The following is a 12,709-nucleotide window of genomic DNA, read 5'->3' on the forward strand; positions in this document are numbered from 1 at the left end:
AGGTTCAACCTGCTGTGACAATCTTATTCCTTCAAATTACGCCATCCGGCGTAATCATGGACCGAAACTCCCGCATAGGAGGGGTAAACGGATAGCAATTCATGAATAGCCTGTAGTTCGCGTTCCATAACGGCACGGCCTTCCTCGTGGAAGGTGATGTGGGGCGGTTCCGACGTAGGGTTCGTCTCTATGCCTACGAATACCTTTTTGCCTAGACGGTCTCCGAGCACCAGCTTGGAGGCCGTTATTTGTTGCAGCGCATCCGCCGTATCCCGGTAGGACATCAGGGTGACTTCGTCCAACTGATTCATGATTGCCTCCATGAGCGAGGTCTCGTCCTCCGACAGCCGGATTTCATCAAGCCAGAAGGGAAGCGCGGCGCTGGTCGCTAAGGCAGTGTCTACTTTCACTTCGTTTCCAAACAAGGTCAGCGTGTCCAGCCAGCCCTGCACTATAGCATCGCGATCCATATTTCACTCCGGCAATATGTATGGCTCGATGTCCATTTGAATGCCGGTAAACCTTTCTTCTTCAGTCACCTCCCGGTTGTACGCTTTGACCCAATTGATGGTCTCTGTCATGCGATGGCGCGTGTCCAGATAAATCCAATCCGGAGCACCGTCCAATGCGTGAATTTGCACACCTAAGCTCGTGGCTTGTTTTATAAAAGCACGATAAGCGTCGACTGCTACATCCGGATCAACCTGCAGATATATCCGGCTTACATGCTGCTCTGCGGCAAATTCCAATATTTCATTGCGACTTTCAGGACTGTTGACGAGCGACGTGTTCCACAGCCAGGTAGTTTTGATTGTGCCTGGCGCAAGCGGCGATGCCATAGCACCGGCTGTGGGAATGAAACTTGCAAACAAAATGACGGCCATAATTAAATACTTCACCATGTTTCCACCTAATGAAACCTTTGACCCAGGTATGGGTCTGTTTCTGCCTCTCCCCGTTGATTGATTGCATTTCCATTATAATCCTTTCCGGGAAAGCTACTATAGTTCAAAGGAACTATTTCGACAAATTTTACTAAGGTATATAGTATCGTACTTGTGTGATATAATTGATCAATCATGAAATTAGTACCATATCATGGGAATAAAAAAACTGCCATTTTGACTGTAAAATGGCAGTTTCCGTGCTGTCCGAAAGAAGCAGAAAAGTTCGGCAATTGAGTAAATCCTAGGAAGATATTCAAATTATTTAGTCTGGCAAGGCTGTCATGACATGAAAGTGATTCCGTATCGATGCAAAGGCCGGTTTGCACAATGCTCATGCATATCCATATGCTGGCCGCCATGGGTGGCATGAAAGGCGATGGAGAATGGAAGAAGTTATGACTACGTTCCGTGTGTAATGTTGCGACAACAATGGCAAAAGGTCGTACTTAAATTGATTCTGCGGTGCTTGAGTCCGACGGAAAAGAAAACCGCACAGCATTTGCTCCAGAAGGCCTTCGCGGAAAATGAAGAAGGCTTCTATGTGTACGCCCGGAAGCAAACAGGAGATATCAAGGCTCAATTGGGTTACATTGGCCGTTATATTCGTCGCCCCGCCGTTGCGGTAAGCCGGATCGAGGACTATGCCGGACAGCAGTGCCTCAACAATCGTTCATGTGAGTCTGTGGTGGAGAAATGTGTCCGGAATACTACAAAGGTGCTCATGGATATGAATACCGAATCGCAGATCGCTTAGGAAAGAAAGAAATAACGGATAAGACGAGTGCAGAACAGTAAGAGGGAATGAGAATGGGGTGGAAATCGGTAGCGGCCGCCTTTGAAGCCGTGTTTTTATCGCCAAATAAATTGGCTGACTATGATCGAGGCCGCAGAAGAAATCATTTGTCAGCGACATTTAATATTCTTGCTCCTGATATTTGATCGGCCTAAATTAAATCTGTTTATTACCAAATACCCGGTAACAAAAAAAATACCGGCGAAGCCGATTAGAGCTAAGTCGGTTTGTTTTGTGTGGTTCCTTAGTCTTGATTTCAGCAAGATTAACAGTTTCCACGTGGACGGGCAAGATTCGATGGGTGCGTGATCCTGTCGGTCCGCGGCCAATACCTTAAAGTAGGCCAGTGCGTTATCCTACCTATCCGCATAAGCCCCGCGACCACAAACAAGCCTCCAGTTCGCGGTCAGGCGATCTAGAGGCATTTAACTCATCTAATTGGACCAATGCGGCCGTCCGAGCTTGCTGCGGTCCGCCTGTGAGAGGCTGTCACTGTTCTGTTAAAATAACCGGTCCGTGCGCTGTAATAGCGATAGTATGCTCATACTGAGCCGATAGGCCGCCATCTATAGTTCTTGCCGTCCAACCATCCAGATCCACCTGAGTGTGATAAGCGCCGGTGTTGAGCATCGGTTCAATGGTGATCACCATGCCCTCTCTTAAGCGCGGCCCTTTTCCCGCCGGACCATAATGAGGAACCTGGGGCGCTTCATGCATCTCCCGGCCAATCCCGTGCCCGATAAAGTCACGCACCACACTCAACCCTTCGGCTTCGGCGTAGCTTTGGATCGCGTGCGATATGTCGCCGATCCGATTGCCGACAACAGCTTGCTGAATGCCTCGGTACAACGATTCTTTCGTGACCTTCAGCAAGTGGGAAGCTTGCGGAGATATGCTGCCCACAGCGTAAGACCATGCGGAGTCGGCGAGCCAGCCGTTTAGCTTTACCACCATGTCAACTGTCACGATGTCCCCTTCTTTTAATGGGGTGTCGTTGGGAAAACCATGACAAATCACATCGTTAACCGAAGCACAGGTGGCAAAAGGATACCCATGAAACCCTTTTTGCTCTGGTGTGGCCCCATGCTCCGCCAAGTACTTTTCAACAAAAGCATCAATTTCAAGCGGAGTCACTCCAGGCTTTATTAACTTTGCTATTTCTCTGTGGCAGGCAGCCAGCAGCTCTCCGGCTTTCCGCATCAGCTCAATTTCTTCTGGCGTTTTGATAACAATCATCGATAAGCACTCCCGTCATATTTTTTCCGTTACAAAAAAGATAAAGAACACCGCGCCCCTCTCACAAGGACAATGTGTTCTCCGGGTTTTAGTCATAGTTTTACGTACGAATATAAGTATTTGTCGACACAATGTCAAGCTATCCTTCAGACGGCCGCTGTCATGGGAACGTAAATCTTAAGCTAGTCTGTCAGCTTTTTTCTTATCGCGGACGCCACTTCTGTGGGATTCTCACACTGAAAGTTATCGCCACCATTGAAGGCTATTCGTTAGAAGCCGGTTTTGTCGTGAACGCGCTGCCCCGAGCGATATAACTGCGGATCGCTTCCGGTATTTCGCGAAGAGAGTTTAGGGTCAAAAACGCACCTGTCGGCTCTATGTTCACTTCTACGTTGTTAAAAGCCCACTCCTGCACCGCGGGCATAAAGATCGCATGAATGCCCGCTGTCAAAGCCGGTGTAATGTCGGTGCGCAGCGAATTCCCGATCATCCAGGTGGATTTGCGGCCGAAACCTTCCTTACGAATAAGCGCCTCCAAGAAATCAATAGTCTTATGCCGTGCGACATGGATGCGGCTGCCAAAAAAACGCACTAAGCCAGCTTCAGTCACCTTGCGCATTTGAATTTCCAGGTCGCCTCCGGTATATAGATGCAGCACGTGGCCTTCGGCCTGCAATTCAGTTAGCGTCTCGAACACAAAAGGGTAAGGTTCAATGCTATGTCCGTACACCCCTCTGCCCAGCTCCGTCAAACGTTCGATTTCCCCCGGCCGTTGCGAGCGTCCGGTCACATCGGAGAAAAATAGATAGGTATCAACGAACGATTGGGGAAAATGATCCGGTTCAAATCCGCTGATTAAAACGCGTTTAAGATCTACTTCCGCCTGCTTGTTTTTGATATCTTCGACAGGAATCTGGTACGAGTGAAACCACATCTCCATCAGGTCCGCAAACTGATCAATGACCAGATCAAAATATTTATTACAATGTATCAATGTGTCGTCTAGGTCGAATAAAATGGTTTGTTTTGTCATAGCAAACTCCGTTTTTTCTCACAATTATACCACGGCGTATGGTAAAATCCCACTTTTGACGGCTTTGAGCTGCCTGCCGAAGTCCTTTGAGTAGTTCCATTTATATGATTGGGTTCCTTGGATTGCTACTTTATTTCGGCAAATAAGCTTTGGGATCGGTACTTTGTCCATTGCGCACCACTTCATAGTGAAGATGAGGGCCCGTACTACGGCCGGAGGATCCAAGCTTTCCTACTTGTTGGCCACGCTCGACCTGTTGGCCGCGGTGGACAACAGTTCTGTTGAGATGCATGTACCAGGTGCGCAGACCGTTGCCATGCTCTATCACTACGTGGTGGCCATGAAATTTATCGCAACCGACAATAATCGCAATGCCTCTGGCTGCAGCGTACACAGGATCATTCAATTTGCCCGCGATGTCTATGCCCCGGTGAAAGCTGAGCTTATCGGTGATCGGATCTTTTCGGTAGCCGAAATTCGATGTCACCGTCCGGGACACGGTCGGCCATAGGCTTGGGATTCGGAGTGCTTGCTCTCGTTGGTTGAGCAAACGCTGCTTGGCTTGCGTCCATCGCGCATGCAAGGCATGCATATCCTCTTGCAAGGATACGTAACAGGCATCGGTATTATGGATCAGCCCGCCGATATGATGTACTAATACCTGATGCGCCGATCCATTAAATCCGGCTGTCAAGGCGGGGGAGGCCGCGGTCAGCGTTGAGGTAATGGCACGTTTCATCTCCGCAGAGCTAATAGCGGAGACAGTCCCGGCACCCCCGGCGCCGTCGACAATTGACGAGCCGAACGACGCGCCCGAGGTATCATGCTGGGTTGCCGATTCCTTCTCGGTGGTTCGACTTGTGCGCAGCGTGATGGACTGGCCCGAACCACTCGACTCGTCCGTGGCTGTCAGCTGCCGCAGATCGAACTCCAGCTGCTTTATTTCTTCTACTTTGCTGCGTAGCTCTGCTGCCTGCTGTGAGAGTTCGAAGACCTTTTTTTGCAATTCGTCAATCGTTCTGTTTTTGCTGGCCAAGTCTTGTTGAAGCTGGCGGGTTTGGATGTGTAAGTTTGATTCAGCCACACTTGCGGACGCCATTGAGTGTAAACGCATGCTGTACAACCAATGGCCTGCACCGGCCACGAGCAGCAGCCCTAGCGCTAGACCGGCCAATGCCCCGCGGGATAATTTAATCCGCGTAACGTCCGAATTCGCCCCTGGAATGATGACCAGTGTGAACTGACTTTGCAACCATTTCAATCGCATGATAGCTCCTTTCGGAATACTGCAGCCCTCATACAAATGCAAAAAAGGGCAATCGATGAACCGTCAGGCATGCAAATCCCTGTGGTAACAGCTCACACCCTTCATGCAAGATCCTTCATATATTTCCCTGTGATGCAAAAAATTATTATTTTGCAGCTTGGCACACCCATCCTTCGGCCGTTGCTGTCGAATTCTTCTCGGTACAAGATCCTGCGGCCGTAGCTGTTGGATTCATTTTAGTCGATGAACGACAGCACAGGCTCTAAATTTTGCGCAGGCGTCTGACCGATCAGATCACCCAGGCTGTTCAGCCGGTCCTGTATAGTCAGAAGATTGAAATCCCGTGGATCACATCGGCGGGCCACTTCATCCCAACGGAGCGGGGTGGATACGGTGGCGGCGCGTCGCGCGCGGGGGGTATAGGGGGCGGACAACGTTTTCCCATGCCAGTGCTGCAAGTAGTCGATGTAGATCAACGTCCCACGATCTTTTTTCATCCGTTCGATGGTGAACAGCCTTGGATGCTTCTGCACTGCGTACTGCGCGACAAAATGGCCGATCTTGCGCAGCTGATCGAATGTATACTGGCGTGCTATCGGCACGTAGATTTGCACACCGGTCGCCCCTGAGGTTTTGGGGACGGATTTAATACCCATGCGATCCAACGACTCGCCTATGATTTCAGCGGCCTCCATGATGCGCGGCTCCGGATCCACACTCGGATCGATGTCTATCAGCCATTCCGCCGGCAGTTCTTCTCCGATTCGGGTGAACGACGGGTGGAACTCCAAGCAGGCCAGGTTACCCAGCCACAGCAATGTCGGCAGCGAATCCAATACTACATAGTTCACATCACCAAGCTCCGCAGTTTTCACAAAGTCGGGAAGAGGATCCGGTGCATTTTTTTGGTAAAATGATTTTCCCGCATACCCATTGGGGTACCGGATTGTTGTTAAGTAGCGTCCGCGGCAGTATTCAAGTAAAAAGGGCGCGAGAGCCATAAGCTTCTCGAGATACATAACTTTACTGATGCCCATCTCCGGCCACAGCAGCTTGTCCGGGTTGGTAACGGTGATTTCCTGGCCTTCAATCAGTACGACGCCCTTATTTTTTGTTGCAGCAGCCAAGTCACAACACTCCTATCATATTGTGTTCACGGCATGTCATGCAGCCGTACGATTTTTGGATGGCGGAGATGTCCGTCATCGGTCATGTCCAAACCGGTCACTGTACAGCCGAACGGCCTCTGCAGCCACAGAATCTGTTCCTTTTTTAAATCCATCGGCAGATCGGTGAAAATTGGGGCTTCGGATTGTCTTTTCAGGCCTTCTTCCAACAGCAGCTTTCTGCGTTGTTCGTTCAAGCCTGAGGCTACCCGGCCGAACAAGACGCCGTCCTTCACCATAACCAGGCTGGCTACTTGGCCGCCACGTATGATTAAGCCGGCTATATCTACTTCGAACTCGAGCGCTGTTTTTTTCTTGTACCAGTCCCTGTGGTTTTTACCGGAGCTGTATGGACTCGTTAGCCGCTTGCAAACCACACCCTCCCAGCCGGCCTCAGTCACCCAATTCCAAAGTGCCTTGGCATTATCAAACAAGTCTGCCACAAACAACTGCGGCTGTTTTTCCGGTACCAGCTCCCGCAGCATGCGATGGCGCTGGGCAAACGGCAGTTGTCGGAGGTCTTCTCCATTCAAATGCAGCAGATCGAACAGCACATAAATAAAGTGGTTTCCAGTTCTAACCGACGGCCCGGCGTTAGGTCCCGATCGGGAGCGTTCCCGCTGGAGAATCAATTGGAAGTTCGGCCGCTGGCGACTTTGATCAAAAATCACGGCTTCGCCATCGAGTAAGCAATTCTGCTTTAACCATGGCTGAAGCAGCGCTACCGCTTCCGGGTACAATGAGGTTTTATTCAGAAGCCGTCTTGAAAAAAGCTCCACCCGTTCATTCTCCACCCGTGCGAGCAGCCGGACGCCATCCCATTTGATTTGATAACCCCAATCGTTCCCAACCGGCAGTGCGTCAACGGCGATTGGAGCCATTGGCTCTTTTGGCAGCTCAATGGTCATAATGAAGGCTGCCTCATCTTTAGCGAACTCCACCCTGTCTCGCTTCTCACCCGCATGACTCCTAACGAATAGTTACACGTGCTTACTTTTTTCTCCCATTCCTGCCGCACCTGAGTACTGGCACCTATCTCAACACCGGCTCCTAGTGTTCTACTGTCCTGCTCATAGGGCTTTCGGCAGGATATGGCACTTGTCTCTATATCGGCGAACGCCCTAGGACGGACGCACGCGTAACTTCGGATGACGGCCCTATGCCATGGCGTGTTAATGTGCATGTGTGCCTCCTTTTGCTTCATAGACAAAGTCTGCCACAATGAACCTATGATGCCCTGTCTGAGCTCAAGGTATGAATGATTCGCGAGACATGAGGAATGATACAACTGAAGTCGATAGCGTAAAAAAGCGCAGCCTAAATTCATGTCGACGTGCAATTGCGGCAGGAGGTGAGACTCACAGTGCAAGTAACTCGTGCAAAAGAAATTCTTCAGTCGGAAGCCAGAATTGACGTGAAGCTAGATGGTACGCCGGTCTGGATTGATAGTGTGGACGCTGAACAAGCTACGGCGAGCGTACACATGGAGGAGCAGCCCGAGGTCAGGCGGGTTGTGTCCGTGACAGAGCTGCAAGAAGCGTAAAAACTGCGGAACTACTGCTAAAGCTCACAGATCAACTTCTTGCAATCCCGGCTGATCGACGAGCGCTGTGCACATACACGCGGCCGCCGCGCAGGCAGGAACAGCGCTCGGCTCGGAGTAGTGTGTATGCTTACCCGCTCTCCACGTCCATGCCGGATTATAGTGCTGATTAATGATGTCCAAGCCCTCCCTTGAATGCTGAAGGTGGAGGGCTCTTCGTGTCGTATTGCGGCGTGGCATCGGGAGGGCTATAATAGGAGCAATACGTGACGGAGGCGGATTTGGCTTGAGCACATTGGATGAATTTGCATTGATCCGCTTATTAACGGAGGGTAAGCAATCACCGGCCTTCGAACGAACGCACGGCATCAGCACGGGGATCGGCGACGATGCGGCTGTCGCTAACGTAACGGCGGGGTACCAGCTTGTAATGACCTGTGACACAATGGCCGAAACCGTACATTTCAAAAATATCACCATGCGCAGCAGCGACATCGGCTATAAGGCCATGGCTGCAGCGGTCAGCGACATCGCGGCCATGGGCGCGCGTCCTCGTTATGCGCTGGTGGCATTAAGCTTTCCGGCCGGAACCCCAGCGGAAAGGCTGGCACAAATTTACGAGGGCTTGTACGAGTGCGCGCACAAGTATGACGTCGTTGTCGCAGGCGGTGACACCACGGCGTCGGCCTCCGGCATTACGATCACGGTAGCTGTAATCGGCGAGGTCGAAGCCGGTAAGGCACTTCTTCGCTCCACCGCCGGTCCTGGTGATGTGCTGGTGGCAACCGGTTGGCTTGGCTGTTCAGCAGCGGGCTTGGACTACTTGCTTAGCCGCGCGGAAGCGGCCGAGTCATGGCCGCAGCAGTGGCACGCATATGAGAGCTTGGTGCGAGCGCACTGCCGTCCGGAACCACAAGTTGAAGCCGGGCTGCTGCTGCAGCAGTCTGGAGCATGTACCGCCTTAAATGATGTGAGTGACGGATTGGCCAGCGAAGCATGGGAAATCGCGGAGGCTTCGGGTGTTGGCATTGACCTGATTGAGGAACGGATCCCAGTGGCGCACGAGCTTTTAACGTATGCTCAAAAGGCCGACAAGAGTCCCCTTGATTATATTTTATTCGGTGGCGAAGACTATCAGTTGGTTGGTACCATGCGTGCTGAGCATGCCATCGCAATGCAGATGAAATTTAAAGAGGCAGGGCTGAGATTGTACATAATCGGCTACGTGCATGAGCAGGCTCAAGGCGTGAGGCTTGTTCAGATAGATGGGAATGTCGTACCAATTGAGAAAAAAGGGTATCACCATTTTTGAAAGGATTTGAGGATCATGGCAGCGCCGCGCTCATATTCTTACATCGCACACAATTTAGAGGAAACCGCGGCGCTGGCAGCTGTTCTCGCCGCTAAGTTTCAACCAAGCACTGTAGTGACGCTGGACGGAGAATTAGGCGCTGGGAAAACGGCTTTTTCACAGGCGGTAGCCAGAACGCTCGGTGTGAAGGGAATTGTAAACAGCCCGACGTTTACGATTATCAAAGAATATCAAGGGGAGAAACTTCCCCTTTACCATATGGATGTCTACCGGCTAACGACGGATGAAGCTCACGACCTTGGATTGGACGAGTATTTTTACGGGTTTGGTGTGACATTGATTGAGTGGGCATCTCTGATTGAGGATTTGCTGCCGGCCGACCGGCTCACTGTGCGCGTACAACATTCGGACAACCAATCCCGGCTGTTCGAACTTATCCCGCATGGAGAGCCGTACATCAGCTGGTGTGAGCAGTTAAAGGAGAGCGGAATTTTACAATGAAAATTAGTTTAAATGCAGCCGATGACGGTACTTTACTAGCGGTTGACACCTCTACGAGCTCTATGTCGGTAGCATTGATGCGCGGCGGCGAACTGCTTGGTGAACTCAATTCGACAGCGGAGCGGAACCACTCGATCCACTTGCTTCCTCATATCCGGCAAGTGCTGGCGGAGGCCCGCTTGCATTCGAGCGAGCTGGATGCGTTCGCAGTAGGCGTTGGGCCCGGATCCTATACCGGCGTGCGGATCGGAGTGACGGTAGCCAAAACGTTCGCTTGGACGCATGGGCTGGCACTGCTTGGTGTGTCGAGTTTGGAGGGACTGGCTCTCGGAGCCGGCGAAACATTTATACACAGTGACCAAGCCGCTGTGGATAGGGCTGACCAAGTGTCATCAGCGATCACCAAGCTCACTCGGCAGCATGAAACTATGTGGATCGTCCCAATGATCGAAGCGCGGAGGGGACAAGCTTTCACCGGTTTGTATCAGGCGTCGCACCAAGGTTGGACTTGCAAAGTGCCCGACGGCATTCGCTTGATGTCCGTCTGGGCGGACGAAATACTGGAGCAAGCACTGAAGCTGCCAAAAGACAAACAGCCCGATCGAATCCTATTCGCAGGTGAAACTGCCCTTCACGGAGAAGTGCTTGAACGCTTTTTTGGGGCTTGGCCGGGGCAATCCGGCGTTGTGGCACAGGAGATGCGCGGGCGCCATATCGCAGATCTCGCAAGGCGCCAGTGGCAGGCCGGACACGTGGAGAATGCACATCGGCTCGTCCCGAACTACACACAGCTGACGGAAGCGGAAGCCAAACTGCTATCGCAAAAACAATCATAAGGGAGGCGCAAACGGGTGGAGCCAAACGGACGACCGACCGAGGCGGCGGGACCAGTGGAATTTCGCTCCATGAGGTTAGACGACATTCCGGCTATCTGTGCTATCGAGCAGGAGGCATTTGCGACACCGTGGACCGCGGGTGCTTTCCAAAATGAGTTGACGACAAATCAATTTGCCAGATATGTGGTAATGGAGCACCATGGCGAAGTCATTGGTTACGGCGGCATGTGGATGATTATGGATGAAGCTCATGTTACGAACGTCGCAGTGCGAAAAGACTGCCGAGGAAGAAAGCTGGGAGAACGGTTGATGCGGGAACTGAAGCAGCTGGCCGACTTTTTGGGGGCGTCTCGCATGACGCTGGAAGTTCGGCCGTCTAACTTGGTGGCGCAGCGGCTCTATGAAAAACTGGGATTTTACTCCGTTGGGGTCCGAAGGGGGTATTATACCGATAATAAGGAGGATGCCCTCGTCATGTGGGCCGACCTAGCGAATCACAACCGCATTTAAAACGAATTCACAGGGGAATGCAAAAATGTCAAACAGCGATGTTGCCGGTGACGCTCAACAAAGGCATGAGCCGGTGAATAGGAATGCAAATAGCGAGGAAAACACAGTGCGGCCTGAAGCGCATCGTCGCCTGATTCTGGCGATTGAAACCAGCTGCGACGAAACATCAGTAGCCATTGTCGAGAACGGCACCAAGATCCTCTCGAATGTAGTGTCGAGCCAGATTGAGACTCATCGACGCTTCGGAGGCGTTGTCCCCGAGGTTGCCTCGCGCAAGCATGTGGAAAGTATTACCTGGATTATCGAGGAAGCGCTGGACAAAGCAGACGTACGACCTGGACAGCTATCAGCGATAGCCGTCACTGAAGGTCCCGGTCTGATCGGCGCGCTGTTGGTTGGTGTTGTTGCCGCGAAAACACTGGCATACGCGTTGGATCTGCCTTTGATCGGTGTTCATCATATCGCCGGCCACATTTATGCTAATCAACTGGTGCACGAGCTGCGCTATCCTCTTGTATCACTCGTTGTGTCGGGCGGGCACACCGAGTTGGTGTACGTGGAAAAAGAGGGCAGCTTCCGCATCATAGGCCAGACCAGAGACGATGCCGCGGGTGAAGCCTACGACAAAGTAGCACGCGCATTGAAGCTGCCGTATCCCGGAGGCCCTCATATCGACAGGCTGGCTCATGAAGCGGAAGAGGCACTGCCTCTGCCGCGGGCTTGGCTCGAGCCCGAGTCTTACGATTTCAGCTTCAGCGGGCTGAAATCAGCTGTTCTGGCCGCGTTGAACCAGGCAGGCATGAAAGGCCTGCCGATTGATGCGCGCGCCGTGGCTAAGGGCTTTCAGGACTCGGTGGTCGAGGTCCTGGTTGAAAAATCGCTTCGCGCCGTGCAAGAATATGGCGCGAAGCAGCTGCTGTTGGCGGGCGGAGTAGCCGCCAACAAGGGTCTGCGGCAGCAGCTGGCCGACCGCTGCGCCTCTGCAGGGGTTCCGCTGATCGCGCCGCCGCTCAGCTTGTGTACGGACAACGCGGCGATGATAGCCGCCGCCGCGCACCTTAAGCTCGAACGGGGGCAGTTGTCCTCGCTCGAGCTTAAGGCGGATCCCGCGCTGGACCTGGAAGCGTGGTCCGTGTAAACACCCTGATCGCCCGTGATTCGGGCGATTTTTTGTTGTGTAATATATGAATAAGTATCGATTTTGAAATTAAACTTGCATTCGTGAGTCAGATTTGATATATTACTTCTTGCGGCTTTGAGGCAGCCATGTTGGAGTGAAAAAAAGTTCTGCCATGGGTTGCAATTGAAGCGCAGATGTGATATATTAGTCAGGTCGCCTTTCACGGAGACGTTGAGGCGAATGATGGATTGCCCTTTGAAAACTGAACAACGAGTGAGTGTCAAATGAAGAGAATGAAAATTCTCGCTAGCATTACTTTTGAGCTTAAGACAAGCTTAGCTGATAGACCGCTGCTACGCAGCACTTTATTGGAGAGTTTGATCCTGGCTCAGGACGAACGCTGGCGGCGTGCCTAATACATGCAAGTCGAGCGGATCTCACCTTC

General features: G+C 52.0%; 14 protein-coding genes, 1 rRNA gene and 1 pseudogene. 9 read left to right on the plus strand and 7 right to left on the minus strand.

All coding sequences use genetic code 11. The annotated features are described in order from the left end of the window. Positions 1-23: 23 nt before the first annotated feature. Both CBW46_RS17960 and CBW46_RS17965 read right to left on the minus strand, forming a co-directional pair. Positions 24-470, minus strand: a complete 447-nt coding sequence (locus CBW46_RS17960; RefSeq protein WP_089201347.1) for a hypothetical protein — start codon at positions 468-470, stop codon at positions 24-26. 3 nt (positions 471-473) lie between these two features. Further along, the gene (locus CBW46_RS17965; RefSeq protein WP_089201348.1) at positions 474-902 is read right to left on the minus strand and encodes a hypothetical protein; all 429 of its coding nucleotides are present in this window, start codon (positions 900-902) and stop codon (positions 474-476) included. Positions 903-1,283: 381 nt separating this feature from the next. Here CBW46_RS17965 and CBW46_RS17970 point away from each other — a divergent pair. After that, a pseudogene (locus CBW46_RS17970) lies at positions 1,284-1,599 on the plus strand (transposase); the annotation flags it as partial. 155 nt (positions 1,600-1,754) lie between these two features. Beyond that, positions 1,755-1,886, plus strand: a complete 132-nt coding sequence (locus CBW46_RS22105) for a hypothetical protein (RefSeq protein WP_279386472.1) — start codon at positions 1,755-1,757, stop codon at positions 1,884-1,886. Between the two features lie 343 nt (positions 1,887-2,229). Here CBW46_RS22105 and map read toward each other — a convergent pair whose 3' ends face one another. The 5 genes from map to CBW46_RS17995 all read right to left on the minus strand — a co-directional run bounded on the left by map (position 2,230) and on the right by CBW46_RS17995 (position 7,383). Beyond that, on the minus strand, positions 2,230-2,976 hold the full coding sequence (gene map, locus CBW46_RS17975) for a type I methionyl aminopeptidase (protein ID WP_089201350.1): 747 nt from the start codon (positions 2,974-2,976) through the stop codon (positions 2,230-2,232). Between the two features lie 262 nt (positions 2,977-3,238). Then, a complete protein-coding gene (locus tag CBW46_RS17980) occupies positions 3,239-4,009 on the minus strand; it encodes an HAD family hydrolase (protein ID WP_089201351.1) in 771 nt (256 codons plus the stop codon). A 130-nt stretch (positions 4,010-4,139) separates the two neighbouring features. Further along, complete coding sequence (locus CBW46_RS17985) at positions 4,140-5,270, minus strand: peptidoglycan DD-metalloendopeptidase family protein (RefSeq protein ID WP_424446706.1); 1,131 nt, start codon at positions 5,268-5,270, stop codon at positions 4,140-4,142. 242 nt (positions 5,271-5,512) lie between these two features. After that, the gene (ligD, locus tag CBW46_RS17990; protein ID WP_089201353.1) at positions 5,513-6,403 is read right to left on the minus strand and encodes a non-homologous end-joining DNA ligase; all 891 of its coding nucleotides are present in this window, start codon (positions 6,401-6,403) and stop codon (positions 5,513-5,515) included. Positions 6,404-6,429: 26 nt separating this feature from the next. After that, positions 6,430-7,383, minus strand: coding sequence for an ATP-dependent DNA ligase (locus CBW46_RS17995; protein WP_243633385.1), 954 nt, complete (start codon positions 7,381-7,383; stop codon positions 6,430-6,432). Between the two features lie 422 nt (positions 7,384-7,805). Between CBW46_RS17995 and CBW46_RS18000 the strand changes: the two genes are divergently transcribed. The 7 genes from CBW46_RS18000 to CBW46_RS18030 form a co-directional block, all read left to right on the plus strand. Continuing rightward, positions 7,806-7,985: an H-type small acid-soluble spore protein gene (locus CBW46_RS18000; RefSeq protein WP_089201354.1), complete on the plus strand. Its 180-nt coding sequence runs from the start codon at positions 7,806-7,808 to the stop codon at positions 7,983-7,985. Positions 7,986-8,271: 286 nt separating this feature from the next. Beyond that, positions 8,272-9,297, plus strand: coding sequence for a thiamine-phosphate kinase (gene thiL, locus CBW46_RS18005; protein WP_089201355.1), 1,026 nt, complete (start codon positions 8,272-8,274; stop codon positions 9,295-9,297). A 15-nt stretch (positions 9,298-9,312) separates the two neighbouring features. Further along, entirely contained in the window at positions 9,313-9,798 is a 486-nt protein-coding gene (tsaE, locus tag CBW46_RS18010) for a tRNA (adenosine(37)-N6)-threonylcarbamoyltransferase complex ATPase subunit type 1 TsaE (RefSeq protein ID WP_089201356.1), read from the plus strand. After that, positions 9,795-10,634: a tRNA (adenosine(37)-N6)-threonylcarbamoyltransferase complex dimerization subunit type 1 TsaB gene (gene tsaB, locus CBW46_RS18015; protein ID WP_089201357.1), complete on the plus strand. Its 840-nt coding sequence runs from the start codon at positions 9,795-9,797 to the stop codon at positions 10,632-10,634. The genes tsaE and tsaB overlap by 4 nt, the downstream gene beginning before the upstream one ends. Before the next feature lie 69 nt (positions 10,635-10,703). Beyond that, a complete protein-coding gene (gene rimI / locus CBW46_RS18020) occupies positions 10,704-11,144 on the plus strand; it encodes a ribosomal protein S18-alanine N-acetyltransferase (protein ID WP_089201366.1) in 441 nt (146 codons plus the stop codon). A 25-nt stretch (positions 11,145-11,169) separates the two neighbouring features. Beyond that, complete coding sequence (tsaD, locus tag CBW46_RS18025; RefSeq protein WP_089201358.1) at positions 11,170-12,282, plus strand: tRNA (adenosine(37)-N6)-threonylcarbamoyltransferase complex transferase subunit TsaD; 1,113 nt, start codon at positions 11,170-11,172, stop codon at positions 12,280-12,282. 347 nt (positions 12,283-12,629) lie between these two features. Beyond that, positions 12,630-12,709, plus strand: a 16S ribosomal RNA gene (locus tag CBW46_RS18030); the annotation flags it as partial.

Source organism: Paenibacillus xerothermodurans (assembly GCF_002220865.2).
In the GTDB taxonomy this organism is placed as follows: domain Bacteria; phylum Bacillota; class Bacilli; order Paenibacillales; family NBRC-103111; genus Paenibacillus_S; species Paenibacillus_S xerothermodurans.